Annotated in this window: 22 protein-coding genes and 1 pseudogene; 12 read left to right on the forward strand and 11 right to left on the reverse strand. The window is 63.4% G+C overall.

Features of this window, described 5'->3' with window-relative positions:
* Window positions 1-3: 3 nt before the first annotated feature.
* The 3 genes and pseudogenes from GE253_RS01900 to GE253_RS01915 form a co-directional block, all read left to right on the forward strand.
* Complete coding sequence (locus GE253_RS01900; RefSeq protein WP_153202424.1) at window positions 4-2,247, forward strand: primosomal protein N'; 2,244 nt, start codon at window positions 4-6, stop codon at window positions 2,245-2,247.
* Between the two features lie 175 nt (window positions 2,248-2,422).
* Window positions 2,423-3,193 carry a class I SAM-dependent methyltransferase gene (locus tag GE253_RS01905; protein ID WP_153202425.1) on the forward strand — a complete coding sequence of 257 codons (771 nt, stop codon included), beginning with the start codon at window positions 2,423-2,425 and terminating at the stop codon, window positions 3,191-3,193.
* A gap of 366 nt (window positions 3,194-3,559) precedes the next feature.
* Window positions 3,560-3,916: pseudogene (locus tag GE253_RS01915) on the forward strand (transposase); the annotation flags it as partial.
* Between the two features lie 55 nt (window positions 3,917-3,971).
* Here the strand turns inward: GE253_RS01915 and GE253_RS01920 are convergent.
* The 4 genes from GE253_RS01920 to GE253_RS01935 all read right to left on the reverse strand — a co-directional run bounded on the left by GE253_RS01920 (window position 3,972) and on the right by GE253_RS01935 (window position 7,766).
* Window positions 3,972-5,396: a saccharopine dehydrogenase NADP-binding domain-containing protein gene (locus GE253_RS01920; protein ID WP_153202428.1), complete on the reverse strand. Its 1,425-nt coding sequence runs from the start codon at window positions 5,394-5,396 to the stop codon at window positions 3,972-3,974.
* A gap of 151 nt (window positions 5,397-5,547) precedes the next feature.
* Entirely contained in the window at window positions 5,548-6,798 is a 1,251-nt protein-coding gene (locus tag GE253_RS01925) for a type III PLP-dependent enzyme (protein ID WP_153202429.1), read from the reverse strand.
* Between the two features lie 498 nt (window positions 6,799-7,296).
* The gene (locus GE253_RS01930) at window positions 7,297-7,458 is read right to left on the reverse strand and encodes a YqaE/Pmp3 family membrane protein (RefSeq protein WP_153202430.1); all 162 of its coding nucleotides are present in this window, start codon (window positions 7,456-7,458) and stop codon (window positions 7,297-7,299) included.
* Window positions 7,459-7,526: 68 nt separating this feature from the next.
* Complete coding sequence (locus GE253_RS01935) at window positions 7,527-7,766, reverse strand: ChaB family protein (protein WP_153202431.1); 240 nt, start codon at window positions 7,764-7,766, stop codon at window positions 7,527-7,529.
* Window positions 7,767-7,867: 101 nt separating this feature from the next.
* Here GE253_RS01935 and GE253_RS01940 point away from each other — a divergent pair, with 101 nt between their 5' ends.
* From GE253_RS01940 to GE253_RS01960, 5 genes are all read left to right on the forward strand, one after another.
* Entirely contained in the window at window positions 7,868-8,329 is a 462-nt protein-coding gene (locus GE253_RS01940; protein ID WP_153202432.1) for a hypothetical protein, read from the forward strand.
* A gap of 457 nt (window positions 8,330-8,786) precedes the next feature.
* On the forward strand, window positions 8,787-9,206 hold the full coding sequence (gene arfB, locus GE253_RS01945; RefSeq protein WP_153202433.1) for an alternative ribosome rescue aminoacyl-tRNA hydrolase ArfB: 420 nt from the start codon (window positions 8,787-8,789) through the stop codon (window positions 9,204-9,206).
* 2 nt (window positions 9,207-9,208) lie between these two features.
* Entirely contained in the window at window positions 9,209-10,408 is a 1,200-nt protein-coding gene (locus GE253_RS01950) for an NAD(P)/FAD-dependent oxidoreductase (protein WP_153202823.1), read from the forward strand.
* Window positions 10,409-10,573: 165 nt separating this feature from the next.
* Window positions 10,574-10,834 (forward strand): type II toxin-antitoxin system RelE/ParE family toxin, encoded by a 261-nt coding sequence (locus GE253_RS01955; protein ID WP_153202434.1) that lies wholly within the window; start codon window positions 10,574-10,576, stop codon window positions 10,832-10,834.
* Window positions 10,831-11,235, forward strand: coding sequence for a helix-turn-helix domain-containing protein (locus GE253_RS01960; protein WP_153202435.1), 405 nt, complete (start codon window positions 10,831-10,833; stop codon window positions 11,233-11,235). The genes GE253_RS01955 and GE253_RS01960 overlap by 4 nt, the downstream gene beginning before the upstream one ends.
* Before the next feature lie 764 nt (window positions 11,236-11,999).
* On the opposite strand, the gene GE253_RS01965 is transcribed toward GE253_RS01960, so the two are convergent.
* The 5 genes from GE253_RS01965 to GE253_RS01985 form a co-directional block, all read right to left on the reverse strand.
* Window positions 12,000-12,524, reverse strand: coding sequence for a hypothetical protein (locus GE253_RS01965; RefSeq protein ID WP_153202436.1), 525 nt, complete (start codon window positions 12,522-12,524; stop codon window positions 12,000-12,002).
* A 14-nt stretch (window positions 12,525-12,538) separates the two neighbouring features.
* Complete coding sequence (locus tag GE253_RS01970; RefSeq protein WP_153202437.1) at window positions 12,539-13,075, reverse strand: hypothetical protein; 537 nt, start codon at window positions 13,073-13,075, stop codon at window positions 12,539-12,541.
* Between the two features lie 102 nt (window positions 13,076-13,177).
* Window positions 13,178-14,041 carry a ChbG/HpnK family deacetylase gene (locus GE253_RS01975; RefSeq protein ID WP_153202438.1) on the reverse strand — a complete coding sequence of 288 codons (864 nt, stop codon included), beginning with the start codon at window positions 14,039-14,041 and terminating at the stop codon, window positions 13,178-13,180.
* Window positions 14,038-15,066, reverse strand: coding sequence for an alpha/beta fold hydrolase (locus GE253_RS01980; RefSeq protein WP_153202439.1), 1,029 nt, complete (start codon window positions 15,064-15,066; stop codon window positions 14,038-14,040). The genes GE253_RS01975 and GE253_RS01980 overlap by 4 nt, the downstream gene beginning before the upstream one ends.
* Complete coding sequence (locus GE253_RS01985; RefSeq protein WP_153202440.1) at window positions 15,050-16,051, reverse strand: ABC transporter ATP-binding protein; 1,002 nt, start codon at window positions 16,049-16,051, stop codon at window positions 15,050-15,052. Before GE253_RS01985 ends, GE253_RS01980 begins: the two co-directional genes overlap by 17 nt.
* Before the next feature lie 213 nt (window positions 16,052-16,264).
* On the opposite strand from GE253_RS01985, the gene GE253_RS01990 reads away from it, so the two are divergent.
* The 4 genes from GE253_RS01990 (at window position 16,265) to GE253_RS02005 (ending at window position 21,821) form a co-directional block, all read left to right on the forward strand.
* A complete protein-coding gene (locus tag GE253_RS01990; RefSeq protein ID WP_089287694.1) occupies window positions 16,265-16,450 on the forward strand; it encodes a zinc-finger domain-containing protein in 186 nt (61 codons plus the stop codon).
* Between the two features lie 450 nt (window positions 16,451-16,900).
* On the forward strand, window positions 16,901-17,200 hold the full coding sequence (locus GE253_RS01995) for a hypothetical protein (protein ID WP_153202441.1): 300 nt from the start codon (window positions 16,901-16,903) through the stop codon (window positions 17,198-17,200).
* A 299-nt stretch (window positions 17,201-17,499) separates the two neighbouring features.
* Entirely contained in the window at window positions 17,500-18,591 is a 1,092-nt protein-coding gene (locus tag GE253_RS02000) for an efflux RND transporter periplasmic adaptor subunit (protein WP_153202442.1), read from the forward strand.
* A gap of 83 nt (window positions 18,592-18,674) precedes the next feature.
* Window positions 18,675-21,821 (forward strand): efflux RND transporter permease subunit, encoded by a 3,147-nt coding sequence (locus GE253_RS02005; RefSeq protein ID WP_153202443.1) that lies wholly within the window; start codon window positions 18,675-18,677, stop codon window positions 21,819-21,821.
* A gap of 76 nt (window positions 21,822-21,897) precedes the next feature.
* Here the strand turns inward: GE253_RS02005 and GE253_RS02010 are convergent, their stop codons facing one another.
* Together GE253_RS02010 and GE253_RS02015 are read right to left on the reverse strand one after the other, a co-directional pair.
* Window positions 21,898-22,137 carry a hypothetical protein gene (locus GE253_RS02010; protein WP_153202444.1) on the reverse strand — a complete coding sequence of 80 codons (240 nt, stop codon included), beginning with the start codon at window positions 22,135-22,137 and terminating at the stop codon, window positions 21,898-21,900.
* 174 nt (window positions 22,138-22,311) lie between these two features.
* Complete coding sequence (locus GE253_RS02015; RefSeq protein WP_153202445.1) at window positions 22,312-22,797, reverse strand: GNAT family N-acetyltransferase; 486 nt, start codon at window positions 22,795-22,797, stop codon at window positions 22,312-22,314.
* Window positions 22,798-22,807 lie beyond the last annotated feature (10 nt).

Below are 22,807 nucleotides of genomic sequence, written 5' to 3' on the forward strand. Positions count from 1 at the left end.
GTTATGGCGACAGGCGGACAGGGTGATCTTCTGGGCGACGGGCCAGTGGCGCTGGCGGTGCGCCGGGTGCGCGTGCTGCTGCCCCTGCCGCTGGCCGAACCCTATGATTACCGCGTGCCCGAAGGGGTAGAGGCCCCGCCCGGCACCTATGTGGAGGTGCCGCTGGGCCCCCGCCGCCTGTTCGGCGTCGTCTGGCAGGATGATGCCGATCATAACGCCGACCGGGTGGCGGAAACCAAGCTGCGCCCGCTGATCCGCGTCTTCGACCTGCCGCCCATGCCGGCGGTGACCCGCCGTTTCATCGCCTGGGTGGCGACCTACACCATGTCACCGCTGGGTGCGGTGATGCGCATGGCCGTGTCGGTTTCCGCCGCACTGGAGGAGCCACGCGCCCTCACCGCCTATATGCGCAGCGAGGGCGAGTTGCCCGACGGACTGCGCCTGACCCCCGCCCGCAAGCGGATTCTGGAATTGCTGCTGGACGGGCCGCCACGGCTGGCCGCCGATCTGGCCAATGATGCCGGTTGCGGCCCCGCCGTGGTACGGGCGCTGGCCGATGCCGGGGCCTTGACGCCGGTCCCCATGCGGGCCCTGCCCCGCTTTCCGGTACCGGACCCGGATGCCGCCGCAAAGGAACTGTCGGAGATTCAGCGCGCCGCCGCCGACGACCTGACCGCCAAAGTGTCCGCCGGCGGCTATAGCGCCACGCTGCTGGATGGCGTCACCGGTTCCGGCAAGACGGAGGTTTATTTCGAAGCGGTGGCGGCCGCCCTGCGTGCCGGCAAACAGGTGCTGGTGCTGCTGCCGGAAATCGCCCTTTCCAGCCAGTGGCTGGACCGGTTCGCCGGGCGCTTCGGCGTGCGCCCCGCCGAATGGCATTCCGAACTGGCCCCGCCCCTGCGCCGCCACACCTGGCGCGCCGTGGCCAATGGCGAGGCGCGGGTGGTGGTGGGCGCACGCTCGGCCCTGTTTCTGCCCTATCCCGATCTGGGCCTGATCGTGGTGGATGAGGAGCACGAGGCCGCCTTCAAGCAGGAGGAAGGCGTCGTCTACCACGCCCGCGACATGGCGGTGGTGCGGGCGCATCTGGGGCAAATCCCCATTCTGCTGGCCAGCGCCACGCCCTCGCTGGAAACGCTGGCCAATGCGGAGACCGGCCGCTATGCCCGCATCGACCTGCCGGCCCGGCATGGCGGGGCCCAGATGCCCGATGTCACCCTGATCGACCTGCGCCGCAAGGATGCCGCCCCGCCGGCCCGGCAATGGCTGTCCCCCATCCTGCGCAATGCGCTGGCGGAAACCATGGCGGCGGGCGAACAGGGGATGCTGTTCCTGAACCGCCGGGGCTATGCGCCGCTGACCCTGTGCCGGGGCTGCGGCCACCGGCTGCAATGCCCCCATTGCACCGCCTGGCTGGTGGAACACCGGCTGACCCGGCGGCTGCAATGCCACCATTGCGGCTATACCGCCCCCAGCCCCGACCATTGCCCACAATGCGAGGCGGAAGGCAGTTTCGTCGCCTGCGGCCCTGGGGTGGAGCGGGTGGCAGAGGAAGTGGCCAATCTGTTCCCCGAGGCGCGGGTGGCGCTGATGACATCGGACACGCTGGCCGGCCCCCGCGCCATGCTGAACGTGATCGAACAGGTGCGCGACGGGGCGGTGGATTTGTTGATCGGCACCCAGGTGATGGCCAAGGGCCACCATTTCCCCCTGCTGACCCTGGTGGGGGTGGTGGATGCCGATCTGGGGCTGGGCGGCGGCGATTTGCGGGCGGGCGAGCGCACCTTTCAGCTTCTGCATCAGGTGGCCGGACGGGCGGGGCGTGAAAGCCGGCCGGGCCGGGTAATGCTGCAAACCCATATGCCAGAACATCCGGTGATGCAGGCCCTGCTGGCCCATGACCGCGACGGCTTCCTGGCGATTGAGGCCGAACAGCGCCGCGCCCTGGACATGCCGCCCTATGGAAGGCTGGCCGCCCTGATCGTGTCGGGGGAGGATGAGGCGCTGGTGGACCAGATTTCCAGCCGCCTGGGCCGCACCGCCCCGCGCACGTGGGAGGAATTGACGATCCTGGGCCCCGCCCCCGCCCCGCTGGCCGTGCTGCGCGGCCGGCACCGGCGGCGCCTGTTGCTGAAAGGGCCGAAGAACCTGGCCCTGCAGCCGGTGCTGGCCGACTGGCTGGCCCAGGTGGACATCCCCGCCGCCGTGCGGGTGCAGGTGGATATCGATCCTTATAGTTTTTTGTAAGCGCCAGCGGGCTGGCTAAAGCGGATCACGGAAAAGCGGAATCGCGTTGGAGCGTGAATCCGCTCGCTGAACAGGGACTTAGAGCCTTACCGCTTCCCTTCTCCCAAAAAATAGGATATAAAGCCTTTTGAGAAGTTCATAATGATTCATCCACCCCTGCAATGTTGGATAGAGCATGTTTGAAACCAGCGATTTTTGTCATAAACTTCCTTCGCACCAGAACAGCATCGATTTGTTTCCCCGTTGGGCATCCAGTTTTCCGGTGTACTCAGGGCTGCAGGGTGGTCATCTGCCTCATTTTGAAGATGCTAGGGTGACTTGGGCGGCGGAGCGTCTAGGGGGCTTTTCTGGAAAGAACATTCTGGAATTGGGCCCCTTTGAAGCCTATAATACTTATCAATTTGAGATATATGGCGCCTCCTCTGTTCTGGCTTTGGAGTCGAACATTGTAAATTATATGAAATGTCTTGTTGTAAAAAACGCGTTTAATCTTAAGTCGGTATTTCTTCTGGGTGATTTTGTAAAATACCTGGATGAGACTAACAATACTTTTGATGTCTGTTGGGCCTCTGGTGTGCTTTATCACCTGAAAGATCCGGTGCATTTTCTTAAAGCAATTTCCAAGACCTCGAATTCTATTTTTCTTTGGACTCAATATTATATTGAGGAAAAAATTGCTGGGACCGGGAATGAGGCGTTTTTTGACCGGACCAAGGATAAGATCGACACATCCCAGGGGTTTCCGATTCATCTTCACTGGAGATCATACAACGAGGTAAAGTCTGGGTATTTCTCGGGTGGTCCTGAAGACTATTCCTACTGGATGGGTCTCGACGACATATTGAAGCTTCTCAAGAGCCTCGGCTTTGGCGATATTTCAATGGGCGTCAACAATGTTGACTATAGTAATGGCCCAGCTTGTTTTTTCATCGCAAAAAGGGGATAATATATCCCTTTTGTTAGAGGGCTGGCACTTAATATACCCAAGTGCTGGAAGAATCCCCGCTCTATGATTTCCCGATGAGGTGGAATCTATGGGATAGAAGGGTTTGGAGATCGTCTCGATAAGAGCCGATATTCTGGAGGAACCTTTCTATCGCATCTTTGAATTATGCGAATGCTGGGTAGTAATGGTTCCAGATGATATTTTTCTTCAGGAATCCCCAGAATCGCTCGATCAAGTTAAGGTTGGGAGCATATGGCGGAAAATAGACTAACTTGATTCGGCTTGTCTTCAACCAATCCTGCAATTCATTCGATCTGTTGTAACGCGCATTGTCCAGGGCCACCGTAATTTCGGCGGTTCCCGGGTGCGCTGGCAAATTTGGTACGCTTCGTCCTACTGCTGGGCCATCGATTTGATACTGTTGGCGTCGCCCCGCTTATCGAAGATATCGAGTTCGGAGCATTGCTCGCCGACAAGGCCTTCGACTCAAACGCCATTCTTGCTGACCTTGATGAACGTGGCGCCAAGGTCGTCATTTCCCAGCATCCCCGCCGTGCTAAGCCGCACCAAATCGACGCCGAAATGTACAAGTGGCGCCACCTCATCGAGAATTTCTTCTGCAAGATCAAAAAAATCAAGAGAATCGCCATGCGCAGCGACAAGACAGACCGTAACTTTACGGCCATGATCTATCTTGCCGCTGCTGTCATTCATTCCAGGTGAATCTCAACAGGCACTAGACAAGGCCGGGAGCTTTGCAATCCCGGCCTCAACAAAATCACAACACCCGGATATTCTTGAACTGCCACGGATCGGACGTATCCACATCCTCCGGGAACAGCTTGTTCCGGCCCTCCAGCGGCGTCCAATCCGTATAGGCACCGACCACCGGCCCCAGATAGGGCATACAGATATCCAGGCAGCGCTGGAAATCCATGTCGTCGGCTTCCACGATGCCCCGGTTCGGGTTCTCAATGGCCCAGATCATGCCGGACAACGCCGCCACCGTCACCTGCAGGCTGGTGGCGCTGTTGAACTCCACCAACTCCCGCGCTTCGGCACAGGAAAGCTGGGAACCGTACCAATAGGCCCCCTTCTCGTGCCCGGCCAGCAGCACGCCCAGCTCGTCCACGCCCTCGATGATTTCCTTCATCAACAGGCGCTGGGTTTCCTGCTGCACATAATTCTTGCCGGCGAATTCGTGGATCGATTTCACCGCATCATCGCAGGGGTGATAGGCGTAATGGCAGGTGGGGCGATAGGTGGCATTGCCGTCCTCATCCCGCACCGTCAGGTAATCGGGGATGGACAGGGCCTCGCTATGGGTGATCAGGAAGCCATGGAAGGGGCCTTCCATCGGCGTCCAGGTGCGCACCCGCTGGGTCACGCCCGGCCGGTTCAGGACGATGCCGGCCTGGGAGCCGAAATCATGCCGGATGCCATCAGGCGGGAACGTCGCCTCATGCGTGCCCCAGCCCAGTTCCGCCGGCTGGCAGCCCTCGGAAATGAAGCCGTCGATCGACCAGGTATTGACGAATTCGCCCCGGCGCTTGGGCACGCTGGAAATCTGGGTGTCGCGTTCGGCGACATGGATCACCTTCACGCCCAGTTCCTGGGCCAGCGTGGCCCAGCCGGCGCGGTCCGTCGGCACCGCGACATCGCGGCCGGTATCTTCCGCGATGTTCAGCATGGCCTGCTTGACGAAATGCGACACCAGGCCCGGATTGGCGCCATGGGTCAGCACCGCCGTCGGGGCGCTGGTCCCCAGCTTTTCCCGCATCGCCAGCGCCGTTTCGCGCAGGGCATAGTTCGACCGCTGGCTGGGCGTCAGGCTGGGATCGGTATAGCCGCCGGGCCAGGGCTCGATACAGGTGTCCAGATAAAGCGCGCCCTTCTCGGCGCACAGTTCGACCAGCGAGACGGAGGAGACGTCAACCGACAGGTTGAGCAGGAAATCCCCCTTGTTCAGCAATGGTTCCAGGATGGAACGATAATTCTCGCGGGTCAGCGGGTTCTTGACGAACTTGATGCCGAAATAGTCAGCCTCACCGTGTCCACGCTCGTCCGCCGTGACGATGGTGATGTTCTGAGGTTTGGTTTCGATATGCCTCAGAATCAGGGGCAGCACGCCTTGGCCTATGCTGCCGAAACCGACCATCACAAGACGCCCAGGAAGGGCACAATGCTTCTGATATTGGGTCATTTTCGCTTTTGCTCCGGGGCTATTACCCGCCTATGGGTGCCTCTTGGCTTGTGGTAGTTGACGGTTCAGGGTGAACGCAGACAACAGGAATGCACGGCCCCAACCATGTGGTCGGCGCCGTGCTGTGGTTAACTTGTGACCATAGAGTGACCTAAGCGGCCATTTCTGGCAACTGTGGCGCGATGGCATGGCCCGGCGTGGCCAGCAGCGGGCTGTCCACCACCTCCACCAGACGGGCCTGATCGAAGCCGTTGAACTCCGTCCGCAGGGTCGCGCCATAGGCGCCCAACTGGCCGATTTCGATCCAGTCGCCTTCCTGAATATCGGCTGGCAGCAGGAAGGGGCCCTTCATGCGGTCGGCACTGTCACAGGTGGGGCCCCAGAAGCTGAAAGCCACCAGATCGGCATCGCTGCGGCGAATCAAACGGCAGGGGAAGCGGAAGGCCGGCACGCCAGCATCCGACAGGCTGCCATAGACGCCATCATTGATGAACAGCTCATCCCCGCGCCGGCGTTCCACCTGCACCACCACCGAACCGCCGCTGGCCACCAGGGCACGGCCCGGTTCGCACCAGATGCGGGTGCCGGCGGGCAGGTCCAGCGCCTTAACGCCACGGGCGATGGCATCCATGTAAAGCCGCAGGTCGGGCGGCGCCATATCCGGATAGCTGACCGGGAAACCACCGCCCACATCCACCACGTCAATGGCGACCCCGGCCGCCTGGATGACGCGGCCGGCAATGGCCAGCCCCGCCTCGTAAGCCGCCGGGTCCATCATCTGGCTGCCGACATGGAAGCAGATGCCCAGCCGTGCCGCCCGCGGGCGGGCGCGGCGCAGCAATTCGACCGCCTGTTCCAGCGTGGCCCCGAACTTGCCGGACAGATCATAGGCCGCCGCCGACTTGGGCATCGCCAGCCGGATGAACAGGCCCAGATCGGCCGGCGCCTTGCCGGTGACGGCCAGGATCTTGTCCAACTCCTCCTGGCTGTCCAGGGAGAAGTCGCGCACGGCGAATTCATTCCACGCCTTGGCGATGGCGGCACGGTTCTTCACCGGATGCATGTAATGGATCTGCGCATCGCTGAACATCTGGCGCACGACGCGGATTTCGGCCGGCGAGGCGCAATCGAAATGCCGCACACCACCGCGATACAGCGCCCGCAGGAAGGCCGGATCGGGATTGCACTTCACCGCATACAGCACATCGCCACCCGTGGCCGCCCCGAACAGATCGATGAAACGGCGGGCAGTGCTGACCAGAACCTGCGGGCGGATGCAATGCATCGGCTCCGCCGGCTGCAAATCCGCCACCATCCGGTCGACGGTGGGCAGGGTGGCCGGACGGGTGAACAGGTTGCGACGCAGCGGTGCGACGGCGGAACGGAAGCGGATATGCGCCATGACAAAATCCCCGCTGCCGCCCGGCCCGTTCAGGGCTGCCGGACGGCATGAAAAACTAGATCAGGCCCGCGAATGGCGGAAAGCCAAGCGGTGCTGGGTGCGGTGGGGAAAAGGGTCTGGCGTCGCGTCGTGATTGCCGGGTCGATCCTGCGGCCCCGATGGGGATGGCAGTGAACCTCAAAGCGTCAACAGACGAGAGGAACCAGAGAAGGCCTCAGCCTAACATGGCCCCTTTGGGCATAACGGCGTTCATATCGACTTCCCTCTCGGGACCGGCCCACGGTTGACCGGTTCTGCCAAAAAGGACGCCTGACGTCGTTGCATAAACACCAGGGGCAGCGCCAGGATGGCGGATGCCGCAAGGGCCAGGGGCACGTGCGGGTGCGTCTGACCTTGTTATTTATGCAAATGGCTGCGGGACGCAAGCATCTTTAAGGTCAGGACAGGAAATTTCACAATTCCCCTGCGCATGGAGCCCATGCGCAGGGACGACCCTGATCATTTCACTTTCACAATGACCCAGATGGCATGGATGATGCCGGGGATATAGCCCAGAATCGTCAACAGGATGTTCAGCCAGAAATGCATCCCGAACCCCACCTGCAAAAACACGCCCAGCGGCGGCAGCAGGATGGAAAGGATGATGCGGATGACGTCCATGGCTTGAGCCCTTTCGCGTTGAAGCCTTTGTTTGCTAACGGATGAGCGTCACACCGGTTCCCGCAGGCTCAAGCCGCCGGCTTGGGCTGCCAGATGTCCGCCGTGTCCCGTTCATACCGTTCCCGCACGGCAGCCCAGGCGGCCAGTTGGGCAGCATCGTCGCGGCCGGAATGAACGATGTCCGGGTCTTCCGGCGCCTGCCAATCATCCCAGGCGGCGTTATAGGCCTGGCGGAAAATCGCCTGGGCCGGGGCTGGCAACTGATTGCGTACAGTGTCTGGCAGGTCACTATCGCTGTCATACCGCATGGGGGCCTCCGTCGACGGGGTATGGTGACAAAACCCGGCACAGGGGCGGTGGTTCCCATCCGCCCCTATGCGACGATGCCGCCGACACCCATATCTGGACGATGACAAACCGCACCCACCTCTTTGGCCCGATGCTGGCCCTTGGCCTGCTGGCGGCCCCCGCCCTGGCGGATAATCCGCTGCTGAGCCCGGCCCCCGGCACCACGCCCACCCGTGGCCCATCGGCCCTGTCGGTGGAGCGTGACCGTGCCCAGGCGGATGCTTTGCGCTCCCGCGCCGAAGACCGGTCGCTGGGGGTCTTGCCACCGGACCCGATGCAGCAGCGGGAAGCCACCAGCAACCGGCTGCAGGCCGACCAGATCACCCGCTCCCTGCAAGGGCCGGGTGCGGTGCCGATGACACCGGGCGATAAAGCCTTGCGCGACACGCTGGGTCAGGGCCAGCCCTTGCCGGGGGCGGAGATGCCGGCCCCGCGCATCAGCCATGGCCGGGCGCCGGGCAAGCCGTCGCCGGTGCAATCCTCCCCCGTGCCGGATCGCAAACCGGTACCGCCGGGGCAGTGAGGTCCCATAGGGGGCTCGCTTGCATGGCGGGGGAGTTCGCCTTATATTATGAGGGTCGCCGGGGTGGGGTGCCACCCGCCCCGGCTTCCCCTTAGAACTGGATCGTGATCCGCAGCTTCACGCCGAGGAACGAGATTTCCAGTTCAAAGGAGCTGGGTTGTTTTAAGCCGAACATCCCGGTTGCTCCTTCGTGTGACGGGGGGTGGCCTATCCACCCCCTACCGCGTCACGAGGAGATAATAGGCAAGACGCTGATTTCTCTAAAAGAGAAAAGCCGGCGTCTTGCCTATTCTTTTATCTGCATGATGGGTCGCTTGATCGCGGTTTAGGATGTGTTTTCCCGGACCTTTCCGACAATGGTCGCACCCCAGCCCCGTCGCACCCACCCTTCCCAACCCCACCTGATATGCTGTAGGCAAGGGCGGATGAATCCCACCCCGCGCCGGACCCTTTCGCCATGATCCCCATCACCCCCTATATTTCCATCGCGGAGGAGGAGCTGCAGGAAAGCTTCCTGCGCGCCGGGGGGCCAGGGGGGCAGAATGTCAATAAGGTGGAAACGGCGGTGCAGCTACGCTTCGACGTGGCCAATTCCCCTTCCCTGCCCGACTGGCTGAAACAGCGGGTGCGCGGGGTGGCGGGGCGGAAGCTGACGGCGGACGGCGTGCTGGTGCTGGTGGCTCAGGCGCATCGCAGCCAGGAGCGTAACCGCGAGGAAGCCAAAGAACGGTTGGTGGAGATTTTGGCCAAGGCGGCGGAACGGCAGGCCCCACGCCGCCCGACCCGTCCCACCAAGGCATCCAAGGTCCGCCGGCTGGATGAAAAGGGCAACCGTGCCGGTATCAAGAAGATGCGCGGCAAGGTCGGACTGGATTGATGATGCAGCATTATGATGTCGTGGTTGCCGGCGGCGGGGCCGCCGGGCTGTTCGCCGCCATTTTCGCCGGGCGGCGGGGCCGCCGGGTATTGGTGCTGGACCATGCGGAGAAGGTGGGATCGAAGATTCTGATCTCCGGCGGGGGGCGCTGCAATTTCACCAATCTGGACGCCAAGCCCGACCGGTTCCTGTCGCAGAACCCGCATTTCTGCATCTCCGCGCTGAAACGCTACAGCCAGCATGATTTCATCGCCCTGGTGGACCGGCATGGGGTGAAATGGCACGAAAAGAAGCTGGGGCAACTCTTTTGTGATGATGGTGCCCGGCAGATCGTTGATCTGCTGCTGGCCGAATGCGCCGATGCCGGCGTGGATATCCTGACCCAGTGCCGCATCGACAAGGTGTCCCCCCAACCGGGCGGCGGCTTTGCCCTCGCCACCAGCCGGGGCGAGATCACAGGTGACAGTTTCATCCTGGCCACCGGCGGTCCGTCGATCCCCAAAATGGGGGCGACGGATTTCGCCTTCCGGCTGGCACGGCAATGGGGGCTGGCGCTGGTGGAACCGCGCCCGGCCCTGGTGCCGCTGACCTTTGCCGACCGCGACCTGGAAAAGCTGCGCGACCTTTCCGGCGTACCCCTGGAAGCCACCGTCACCTGTGGCAAGGGCCGTTTCCGCGAGGCGCTGCTGATCACCCATCGCGGCCTGTCCGGCCCCTCCATCCTGCAAATCTCCTCCTATTGGCGCGAAGGGCTGGATGTGACCATCGACCTGTCACCCGACCTGCCGCTGGCCGAACATCTGAAGGGGCTGAAGCGGACGCGGGCCAAGGCGGAGCTGCGGACCATTCTGGGTGAATTGCTGCCCCGCCGCTTTGGGGAGCGGCTGTTTGAAACCGACTTGATCGGCCCGCAGCCCTTGGTCAGCCGCCCGATGGCCGATCAGCGCGATGCCGACCTGACGGCCCTGGCCCAGGCGCTGCACCATTGGCGGGTCAGCCCCAATGGCACCGAGGGCTATCGCACGGCAGAGGTGACGCTGGGCGGCGTGGATACGGCCGAGCTTTCCTCCAAAACCATGGAGGCGAAAAAAATCCCCGGCCTTTATGTGGTGGGGGAAGCGGTGGACGTTACTGGCTGGCTGGGCGGCTATAATTTCCAATGGGCCTGGTCCAGCGGCCACGCGGCCGGCATGGCTGCCTGAGTTACGTGCCAGCCTGTTCAGCCAGGGGGACAATCTCCACCTGGCCGGCTTCTTCGTGGTTGTCATAGAACCATATGGCGCATCGCCGGCCCGCACCCATTGAGAGCGTTCTCTATTAGAGAATTTTCTCTTGAAGGCACGTTCTCTATCAGCGAATATTCGGCCATGAAGCTCGCACTCAGCAAAGCCGCATTGAAGGGCCTGTCGAAGATGCCGCCGAAGGCCCGCACCTCCATGATGGAGAAGCTGGAAACGGTGGCGGCATCTCCCTTCGCCAGCCACCCGTTCGACGTGAAGGCGTTGACCGGCGTGAAGGACATGTACCGTATCCGCCAGGGTGACTGGCGCGCCGTGTATGAGCTGGTGCGTATCGATGACATCATGATGGTGGTCATCGTCGACATCCGTGGAGAGGTGTATAAATGAACACCATTACCCCCCTGACCATCACCGCCGATACCGTCCTGCTGACTCGCGCCGACTATGATGCGCTGTTGGCAGCGCTGGAGGAAGCGCGGGACATCGCGACCGTGCGGCAGTTCAAGGCCGATCTGGCTGCCGGTCGTACCGAAACACTGCCCTGGGACATGGCCAAGGCTCTGCTGGACGGCGCCAACCCGGTCCGGGTCTGGCGGGAACATCGTGGCATGACCGCCCGTGCCCTGGCCGCCGCCGCCGGCATTGCGACGGGTTACCTGTCGGAAATCGAAACTGGTCGCAAACCAGGCAGCGCCGCCGCGCTGAAGGCGCTGGCCACGGCCCTGCGTGTTGATATGGATGATCTGGTGCCCGACCCCAGCCCCGCCACCGGCGATGCTGTCAGCTGACCGATTCCGCTCATGACCTGGGGCCGGTGCCAACGGAAGATAGTCCACGATACCTCTCGCATAGCACCAACGAGATGACCAAAAGGTGAGCCAGTGGACTCAGACGCAGTGTATTCCAGGGCAGCGCAGGAAGGATGGTCGAATGAAGAACTCATGCTTGTGTTGACCTGCCAGTTAATGCCAGGCGACATATTGGGTCGCAGGAAGCTGCGGGAAGAAGCTGACCAAATTCAAGGTAAACCGGTCGACCAGTGGCCTCCGTTCGAAATACGTTGGGACTTTGATCTGAAATCTCGTCATCTGTTCCTTGATGGTACATCTGGAGACAACATCGATAAGATGTTTCCAGCGGGTTTAACCTCAATAATGGTCCCAATGAAACAATTGGGGAGCGTTCTTTGCGAGTACAGCCGCCGGAGTCCGGAGGAGATATGGGATGTTGGCAGTCCCCATAAGGTCGCAAGAGCAGTCGCTTGGTGGGTGCGAGGCGAACGCATGACTCCACCGCTACTCCGCGTCTTCCAAGGGCAATGCATTTCTATAGCTGGTGGCCATCATCGGACTGCGGTCGCAAACGCCAAGGGCATTCCGCTGTTGCCCGCATACGTCCCAACCGATGAGCTATCAGCTTTTCAAAAGCTCATTCCCGATGCCTATGCCAGGAATAGCCTAACTTGACCACAAGGTGAGAATATGACGGCAGCACAAGGCGGACAACCCGCCCAAGGCCGGAAGGGGCCGGCACAGGCCCGCTGCCCCCCGGCTCAGGCCCGGCGGAACCGTTCGATCTTGGCGATGCGATAGCCCTGGCCGGAGGGGAACCGTGGTTCTGCTCGGTACCGCGCATCACGGTCGGTGGCACCGGCGATCAGATAGGTGCGGCCGGCCGCCCATTCCATGCTGGTGGCCACCGGAACACCCGGCCCATTGCCAGCGCCCCCATTGAGGATCGTCACTTCCCATAGTTTCGCCTGGGTCAGCGTGGAGCGGTCAACCAGGAACAGGCGTTGCTTGGGCGCTTCCTCCAGGGCGGCAAGGGCTGCTTCCTGCTGCGCCTTCTCATCACTCAGGCGCATCACCTCTGCCTGGGCGCTGGCCAGTTCATCCCCCACCTGCGACAGCAATTCGCCCAATGTGTTGCACGCCACCTCCAGCTGGTGATGCTCCTCCTCCAGCGTGCGCATGTCGCGCTGATGCTGCACCACATCCCCTTCGATCTTGCGCAGCACGGCGGCGGCATAGGTGATGGACACCAGAATCAGCAGAATCAAGCCGACATGGATGAACATCCGCGCCCCCGCCCCTATTCAGCCGCCATGATACCCGCCGGGGGCGGGATGGGACGCGACGGGCTGAACCCGGCATCGGCTGAGAAGGTGGCCCGCAGCATCTTGGCCGCTTCATCGGCATTGTCGGCCCAGATTTCCACCAGATGGCGGACATTACGCAGCTTGCAATCCTTCACCAGCGTCTGGCCGATGGTGAAGCTGCTGGCCAGCGTCATGGTGGACTGAAACAGCTGGCGGCCACCCGCCGGTTCCCCCAGCTCATGCACGATGACGTAATTATCCTGTTCGGCCTGCTGCACCCGGCGCTTGGCCTCCACCAACTGGTTGGCCATGGCCTTGCGGTCCACTTCCGCCTGGCGCACCCTTTCCTGGGCTTGGCGGTAATTTTCCTTCAATTCTTCCTGCTTGCGGTGAAGTTCGCGGTTGCGCTCTTTCTGGCGCAGCAATTGGGCACGCCTGGAATAGAACAGCACCTGCCGGACGAGCGCGATGCTGACCACGCCGATGGCGGACAGCAGGGCGACGACGAACAGGGTGAGATTGACTTCCAACGGGGCAACCTTCGCGCAACAGGAACGGGCGAATAAGCGGCCGTCAAACGGCCAACGCCCTCCAGGATATCATCAATAATTACCATGGTCGCGCGGCAGCGCCTAACCCAAAGGGATAGTTTGGCCGCGCACTACAACCAAATTGGCCCGGGTCAGATCATCGGCAAAGGTGGGGCTGGCCAGATAATGCAGTTCGGCCAGTCGCGGTTCCGTCAACGGGTCCAGGGCGGCCAGAATTTCATCGGGATATCCCGGATGTACCATCACCAGCAGGCCGGGCCGGGCCCCTTTCAGGAAACGCCGCATCCGGGCCGGAAAGTCCCCGTCGAATCCATAGACCCCGGCGAAGCCACGGTTGGTGGGAATGCCGCGACGGCGCGCTGCCGCCGCCAGCCCCAGGGCCAGGGCGGCGATCAGCCCCGCCTTGGCCGGGGCGACACCGCGCGCCAGAATGGTACCCGGCCCCGCCGCGCAATTACGCAACCAGACGCGGCCGGCTGGATAGCGCCGCGCCATTTCATCCAGCAACGGTCCCCGGATGCCGGGCAGCAGATGCACATGCTGGTGCCCGTCGACGAAGTCCGGCGCCCGGCCCAGCGCATCCTCAAACCGGTCCAACTGGCGGGCAATCTCCGCCGCGATCAACCGCTGAGCGGCTGGATCGCGCAGCCGGCCTCTCAGCGACCAGCCCATCCAGCGGCCGATCCCCGGCAATTGGCCCGCCGGTGCCAGCCGCCCCAGATCGCCCAGCGGCGCCAGGCCGCCGGTCAGGGTCAGATGCAGCCCGGCCTGGAAGCCGGCGGGGGCAGCGGCCAGAAGGCGCGCATGATCGGGCCAGAGCGGGCTGGGCACCATGGCCCCCGTACCGGACAGCCGCCCGGCCGCCGCCAGTTCCAGCACCGCATCGCTGATGCCGGGGGAAAGCGCGTAATCATCGGCGATCAGGGTGACAGGAATCGGGCTCATGATCCGGGAGCCTCCGTACGCACCCCGTCCAGCCCGCTGGGCAGCGGGGCGGCTGGGTTGCCGACAAAGGCGGCTACATCACGCCAGACAATCTCCGCCTGCAAATCCCGCAACAGCATGTGCCAGCCTTGCGGATAGCGCACAGGGCGGATATCGGCGCGCCGGGGCAGGCTGGCCAGGGCCTGGGCTACCGGGACCGGCGGAATCACCTGTTCATGCCGGCCATACATCACCAGGGTGGGGCCCGGCAGCTGGCCCATGGCCGCCATGGCCTGATCCATCAGATCGGTCAGCCCGCGCACCGCATCCACCCGCGTGGCGCGGATCATCAGCGGGTCGCGGCCCAGCGCCACCAGCATGGGGATATTGTCGGATGCCTGGATTTTCAGCCCGCGCGGCGGGGTCAGCTCCATCCAGGGCACGGTCCAGCCGGCCAGCGCCAGGGCCCAGCGCTGGTAAAAGGGCATGGTCGACCGTGACCAGACGGCGGGCGCGGACAGAATCAGCCCGGCCACCCCATCCGGCAAAGGTTGGCCGGTAAAGCGGCTGGCCACCACCGCGCCCCCCATGCTCTCCCCCAACACATAAAGCGGCAGATCGGGATAGGCTGCGCGCACGGCGGCAATGGCGGCAGATAGATCTGCCTGCAACGTGGGGATGCCGGGCCAGATGCCGCGGTTGGGTGTATCGCCGAATCCACGCTGATCATAGGCCAGGGTGACAATCCCCTGCCCAGCCCAGTAACGGCCCGGCAGGGCGAAGGCGTTGCCATAATCATTGAAGCCATGCAGGGCCAGGATGACGGCGCGCGGCCGCACCCAAGCCGCCGGTTCCCAGCGCCGCAGCGGCACGGACAGTCCGTCGGCCAGGGTCAGCCGTTCTGCCGCCAGGGCCGGCGGCGTGCGCGCCGGCCCCATCGGTTGATAGGTGCCGGCACAGCCGCTGACCAAAAGACAGCCCAGCAGTGCCAGCAGCCGGATCAACAGGCCCGGCCGCAGCCGGCCGGCTTCAACGATAGTCAGCATCCGTGGCAGGCGCACGGGTAAGCTGCAGGAACACATCCTCCAGATCGCTTTCAACGATGGAGAGATCCTTCACCGACAGGCCAGCGGCCGCCATGGCGCCCAGCAGGTCGGCCACCCGCGTCTGGCTGGGGCGATAGCGCACCACCAGCCGCTGCGGATTCGGCAGGCTGACATCATAGCCCGCCAGCTCGCCGGGCATCGCTGCCAGCGGTGCTTCCAGCGTCACCACCATTTCCTTGGCATCGATACGGCCCAGCAGGGCCTCCTTCGATTCGCAGGCCACCACCTGACCATGATTGACAATGGCGATGGTGTCACACAGCTCTTGGGCTTCTTCGAGATAATGCGTGGTCAGCACCACGGTGGTGCCGGCCTGATTCAATTCGCGCACATAGGCCCACAGGCTTTGCCGCAGTTCGACGTCCACGCCGGCCGTCGGCTCATCCAGCACCAGCACGGGCGGGGCATGGACCATGGCCTTGGCCACCATCAGCCGGCGACGCATCCCGCCCGACAGGGTGCGGGCATAGGCATTGGCCTTGTCCTTCAACCCCACCGCTTCCAACAGCCGGTCGGTCTGGCGTTCCGCCTTGGGCACCCCATAGAGCCCGGCCTGCAGGTCCAGGATTTCACGCGGGGTGAAGAAAGGGTCCAGGTTCAGTTCCTGCGGCACGATGCCGATGGCGGCCCGCGCCGAGCGGGGATGCCGGTCGATATCGATGCCCCAGATGGCAGCCGTGCCGCCAGTCTTGTTCACCAGCCCGGCCAGGATGTTGATCGTCGTACTCTTGCCCGCGCCATTCGGCCCCAGCAGACCATAGATGGACCCGCGCGGCACGGACAGGTTGATGCCCTTCAGCGCTTCCTTCGGCGGGGCCTTGCCAGTGCCGCGATAGGTCTTGCGCAGATCGCGGATATCAATGGCGGCTTCGGGCAGGCTGCCGGACGGATCGGCGGCAAGGGTCCGGCTTACACTGTCGGGCATGTCGATCATATCCTGGATCAAGGCAAAGGGACCGGGCGGGCGTGCCCTTGGGTTACACCCGCCCGCAGGCAGGGTCAATTTATGCGCAAGGGGCAGGGGCAGCTTCCATGCATTCATCCCGCCCGCTTCCTGCCCATTGCGCAAATGGCGGCCAGTAGTATGATGCGGCCGCGAAATCGCATCTGTGATCACCATCATCCAAAGGAACGTCCCATGCAGCCGCTGGAAACCATCTACATCGACGATGATACCGTCGGCTGCGATGGCGGTGGCGGGGCGCTGGGCCACCCGCTGGTCTATCTGCCGCTCACCCCCACGGGTCAGGTCACCTGCCCCTATTGCAGCCGCCTCTATATCCAGACCGAGGAAAGCAAGGCCGCCGGCGGCCACGGCCACTGATCCGGCCGCCACGCTCCCTGTCCTGATCCCCCCGGCCCGGCTGACCCCATGTCACCCCGGCCGGGGGCGATCCGTCCGGCCTTTGACCACACGACAGCGGCTGACCGCTGGCTTGGAAAATTCTCTTCCGTGTTGTGGTTCCACGCCGAACCGCCGCTGGGCGGCCAGAAGTCCGCCCCCCCCGATAGAATACGGTCGCCCAGGTTGATCCCGGCGGTGCCTTGTTGCGCCACCCGTGTCCGCCAGCCGGCTGATATAACCTTTCGTACATTTATCGATCACCACACATGAAGACGATTGCAGACTGTGCGTCACCGTCTATAGTGTTATAATACATCTTGAGCACGATTACTTGTGAACCAGAAGTTAACAACATCCATCCATTTCCATTTTGTCACCCATTTTTCCCTCCTATCCTCTTCCCCGCCCCGGACCGATCTGCCCCGCATCATGACAGCCCCCCGCCTTCGTCTTTCTGTAACGCGGTTGCCCTTTGTCGGGGAAAGCGCGGATGGGCGTTTCGGCTACTGGGTTCTGCCGGCGCTGGCGGATGATGCTGACCCGCGCATCCAGGGGCGGACCTATGCCGCCTGGTTCCTGTTGTATGAGGAAGCCAACGGCAAACCCGCTGCGCGAGAACTGATGGACAAGATCGAACGGGAGATGCCGTCGCGCTACCCGGCGGTGGACCGGGCTTTCCTGTGGGAAATCACCCGTTCACGCTCCAGCAAGACATCCAGTGCAGCCTGATCCTGATCAAGGGCAGGCAAATCCGGCTTAATTGTAAAAGAGTGTCGCGCAGCGCCATCAGTTACAATGCCGTAACAATTCCACGGTAGATGAGCCGGGGGGGAGACACTAACTCCTAATCTGCAAGCCAGTTCAAGCGAATGGCGGCCGTCGGCACCATTGCCACGCCGGTCGCTCGGCCATGTCATTTTAGCCGGTTCTCCCGCCCGTCGGCGGGTTAAGATGTCCCTTTCATTGTCCTATTGACGCTGGGTCGCCCTTCCTGACCGGCCGTCCTGCGAAAGAACGGAAAAAGGATTATGCGTCTTCACCTTCAGATCGCCACCGCCATTGCCCTGGTCGCCCTGGGGGGCGGCATCTGGTATGTCACCGGTTCCGGCCGTACTGAAGGCACCAGCCAGGTTGCCGCCCGCCCGGTGGATGTGGTGGCCACCCGCGTCGGGCGGGGGGAGATCAAGGTCGTTTTCGATGCCGTGGGCACCCTGCGCGCCAATGAGGCGGTGACGGTGACCGCCAAAACCGCCGGCCTGGTGCGCACCATCCGTTTCCAGGAAGGCCAAAAGCTCTCCGCCGGCGATGTGCTGCTGGAACTGGACGACACGGAAGTCCGCGCCAATCTGGCGGTGGCGGAGGCGACGCGCCGCAATGCCGCCCAGCTGCTGGAACGGTCCAAGGCGCTTTTGCCGCGCCAGGCCATCGCCCAGGCGAAGGTGGATGAGCTGAACCTGCAGCTCCAGGGCGCGGAGGCATCGGTACGCGCCGCCCAGGCCCGGTTGCAGGATCTGACCATCCGCGCGCCGTTCAGCGGGGTCACCGGCCTGCGTCAGGTCAGCCCCGGTGCCCTGGTGCAGCCGGGCACGCCGGTGACCACGCTGGATGATACCAGCGTGATGAAGCTGGAATTCACCGTGCCGGAGGTGGCCCTGCCGCAACTGCGCCTGGGCATGGAGATCGCGGCCAGCAGCAATGTCTATCCGGGTCAGGCCTTCCAGGGCACGCTGTCGGCGGTGGATACCCGCATCGACAGCGTCACCCGCACCCTGGCAGCCCTGGCCCGCCTGCCCAATACGGATGGCCATCTGCACCCCGGCATGTTCATGACCGTGCGCCTGACCCTGGAAAACCGCGCCAATGTGGTGCTGGTGCCGGAAGAAGCGCTGGTGCCGGTCGGCGACCGCCAGTTCGTTTATCTGGTGGTCGATGGCAAGGTGCAGCGCCAGGAAATCACCATCGGTGCCCGGTCCGGCGGCAATGTGGAAGCGGCCCAGGGCCTGCAGGGCGGTGAGTTGATCATCACCCGTGGCACCCAGAAGGTGCGCGAAGGCCTGCCGGTCAATGCCAAAATCAGCGGCGGCAGTGATGTGCCGCAGGCGGCAGCCCGGCCCAGCTGAGGCCACCGCCCAACCGATTTGTTTTTCGTCGGCGCCACGGGCGCCCTGTCCTACTTGATGTCAATCCAGGGGCTACGCCTGCCATGGTGCTCTCCGACCTCTCGATCCAGCGCCCGGTGCTTGCCTTCGTGATCAGCGCCATGCTGGTTGTGTTCGGTGTGCTGGGCTATGAGAAGCTGCCGGTGCGCGAGCTGCCGAAGATCGATTATCCCGTCGTTTCCATCTCCACCAACTATCCCGGTGCCAGCGCGGAGGTGGTGGATAATGAAATCACCGAACGGATCGAAGGCGTGATCAACGGGATCGAGGGGATCAAGACCATCCGATCCCGGTCGCGCGAAGGTTCCTCCTCCGTCTCGGTGGAGTTCGATATCGACCGCGATATTGACAGCGCCAGCAATGATGTGCGCGACCGCGTGGGCCGCATTGCCGAGAATCTGCCGCAAGAGGCGGATACACCGGAAATCAGCAAGGTCGATGCCGACAGCAACCCGATCATGTGGATTTCCCTGCGCGCCCAGGGCATGGACCAGCTGGAGCTGACGGATTTCGTCCGCCGCTATTATCAGGATGCGCTGGCCACGGTGCCGGGTGTGGCCTCTGTCCGCATCAGCGGGTCGCGGGAATTCGCCATGCGCGTCTGGCTGGACCGCAACGCCATGGCGGCGCGCGGGGTGACGGTGCAGGATATTGAAGATGCCATCCGGCGGGAGAATGCCGAGCTGCCCGCCGGTCGCATCGAAAGCCAGCAGCGCGAATTCACCGTGCGCACCGATACGCGGCTGAACCGCCCCGAACAGTTCGCCCGCATCCTGATCCGCCAGGATGGCATGAATCAGGTCCGCGTCGGCGATGTGGCACGGGTGGAGGTTGCGGCCCGCGACGACCGTTCCGATTTCCGCATCAACGGGTCGGCCGCTGTCGGCATGGGCATTGTCCGCCAATCCACCGCCAACACGATGGACGTGTCGCAGGGCGTGCGCGCGCTGCTGGCCCAGTTCCAGGCCAATTTGCCGGCGGGCATGATCCTGGAGGTAAGGCATGACGATGCCGCCTTCATTGGTCAGTCCATCTATGAGGTGTTCCACGCCATTGCCGTGGCCGTCGGGCTGGTGGTGCTGGTGGTCTGGATGTTCCTGCGCACCCTGCGCGCCACCATCATTCCCGTTGTCGCCATCCCGGTTTCCATGGTGGCCGCCTTTGGCGTGATGGCGGCCATGGGCTTTTCCATCAATGTGCTGACCCTGCTGGCCTTTGTGCTGGCCGTGGGTCTGGTGGTGGATGATGCCATCATCGTGGTGGAAAATATCTCCCGCCGGATTGAGGAGGGGGAACCGCCGCTGCTGGCCTCCTATCGCGGGGCGCGGCAGATCGGCTTTGCAGTGATTGCCACCACGCTGGTGTTGCTGGCGGTAATCGCGCCTTTGTCGATGCTGGCCGGCGATCAGGGCCGCCTGTTCCGCGAATTCGCCGTCGCCCTGATGGCCGCCATCGGCTTTTCCTGCGTGGTGGCGCTCACCCTGTCGCCCATGCTCTGTTCCAAGCTGCTGAAGGGCCATGCGGCGCCGCGCGGCCTGTTCCGCTATACGGAGCGGGTGCTGGATCGGGTGACGCAGGGCTATCGCGCCCTGCTGCGCGGCGCCCTGGCCGCGCGGGTGCTGGTACTGGCCCTGCTGGCGGGTTCCCTGGTGCTGACCGGGCTGATCGCCCTGGCGTTGCCGTCGGAACTGGCACCGACGGAGGATCGCGGCCAGTTCCGCATCAGTATCACCGCGCCGGAAGGCGCCAGCGTGGAGTTCACCAACCAGGAGGTGGCGGAAGTGGAGGCGGTGCTGCGCCCCTATCTGCAATCGCGGGAACTGGATAATACGCTGACCATCGTCAATCCCGGCTGGGGCGGCAGTGCCGGCGTCAACCGGGCCATGGTGATCGCCCGCTCCCCCACCTGGGACAAGCGACCCGCCAACAGCCGCTCCGTGCAGGCCCTGGTGGCGGAAATCACACCCAAGCTGGATGCCATTCCCGGTGCCCGCATCAATGTTGTGCTGCCGTCGGGCCTGGGCGGCGGCGGGGGCAATGCCAACCAGCTGCAGGTCGTTATCGGCGGCAACACGTTCGAAGAACTGGCCGAGTGGCGCGACATGCTGATCGAACGGCTGCGGGAATATCCTGGCCTGACCGGCTTCCAGGCCAATTATGACGAGACCAAGCCTCAGTTGCGGGTGACGGTGGACCGCGACCGGGCGGCCGATCTGGGGGTGCCCGTCACCATCATCGGCCGCACCCTGGAAACCATGCTGGGCGAGCGCGAGGTGACGCGCTATCTGGACCGGGGCGAGGAATATGATGTGGTGCTGCGCGCCAATAGCGGCGACCGCGCCAATCCGCGTGACCTGAACAATATCTTCGTGCGCGGCGGCAATGCCAGCGGCACCAGCCAGCTGGTGCCGCTGGCCAACCTGATCCAGATCCATGACATTGCCGCCCCGACGGAGCTGAACCGCTATAACCGGCTGCGGTCGATCACCATCACCGCCAACCTGACCAACGGCACCCCCATGGGTGATGCCATCAAGGCGGTGCAGCAGGCCGCGGCGGAGGCCCTGCCGCCGGAAGCGCGGGTCAGCTTTGAAGGGGCCGCCCGGCTGCAGCTGGAAGCCTCCAGCGCCATTTACTTTGCCCTGGGCATGGCCATGCTGGTGGCCTTCCTGGTGCTGGCCGCCCAGTTTGAGAATTTCCGCCTGCCGGCCATGATCCTGGTGTCGGTGCTGCCCGCCGGCTTTGGCGGGGTGCTGGCCATCCAGCTGACCGGCATGTCGCTGAACACCTATACGCAGATCGGCCTGATCATGCTGATCGGCCTGATTGCCAAGAACGCCATCATGATTGTGGAGTTCGCCAACCAGCTGCGCGAGGAGGGCAAGGCCCTGCTGGAAGCGGTGGTGGAGGCATCGGCCCTGCGTCTACGCCCCATCCTGATGACCTCCATCGCCACCGTCTTCGGGGCACTGCCCCTGGCGCTGGCCGATGGGGCGGGCGCGGAAAGCCGCATGGCCATCGGCTGGGTGATCGTCGGCGGGGTCAGTGTCGGCACGCTGATCTCCCTCTTCGTCACACCGGTGCTCTACAGCCTGTTTGCCCAGGGGGTACAGCCGATTGGTACGGTGCGGCGCTTGATCGAGGAGCAGGAAAGGCGCTTCCACGAAGCGCCCCAGGTTCCCGCCGAATGATGAAAGGGCGCCCCAGCGGGCGCCCTTTTCATATCAGCGTGGAAGTCCAGGCCGCCAGCCAAAGGGCCGACCGCCATCAATCCCCGCCCGTATGCCGGTCGGTGATCCAGAAGAACAGAGCCAGCAGCGGCAGCAGAAAGGCGAGCGGTCCGAAGAAACGCCAGGGGCCGGGTGGAAAGGGGACGTAATAAGAGATCAACGCCACCCCCCCCAAGGCAACCACCACCAGCCCCACCACCAGCGCCCAGCCCTCCCAAGTGGCGGGCGTGATGCCGGGCCCGGACCGCTTGGAACGGAACCAATATCTGCGCGCCATCCTCCTCCCCTATAAGTAGATCATCTAGCACACTAGTTCTACATTAGGGCATAAGACAACACAACCACAACCAGAGCGGCAGCAGCTTTATCCAATTTTTATTACAATCGGGATAACAGAAAGAGAAAGACGAAATTTCATTCCAATCGACCGCCCCACAATGGAACAGGGGTTTCATATGCCGTCGCAAACAGCAAGTCGACGCAGCCCGTCACCGCTGATCCCCATCAGCGTCACGGTCTCGGCATCGGCCCCGATGCTGCGATAGAACAGGGCGGCGCGCAGATTGACCGGGCGCATATGCCAGGAAAGCCAGCCCAGCCCGCGATTCAGCACCAGCCGGGCAGAGGCCCCCACCAAGGCGCGGCCCACCCCGGCCCGGCGGGCCAACGGCTCGACATAGAGATTTTCCAGCACCAGCCCAGCCCTGGCCGATTGGCTGTCATATCCCCGTGTCAGCAGGGCCACCCCGGCCACGCAGGCCCGGCGGTCAGCCAGCAGGCAGGTGAACAGCGGATCGACACCGAACCCCTGTTGCCGGAACAAGGCCGGGGTCAGGGCCGGCGGTTCCATTCCCTCTTCCGCCGAAAGGGCGGCCAGCAGGGCACAAACAACATCGGCATCCGCACGGGTCGCCGCACGGATGCCGATCTCTTCCATCACAAACGAT

It is taken from the genome of Niveispirillum sp. SYP-B3756, assembly GCF_009495745.1.
GTDB lineage: Bacteria > Pseudomonadota > Alphaproteobacteria > Azospirillales > Azospirillaceae > Niveispirillum.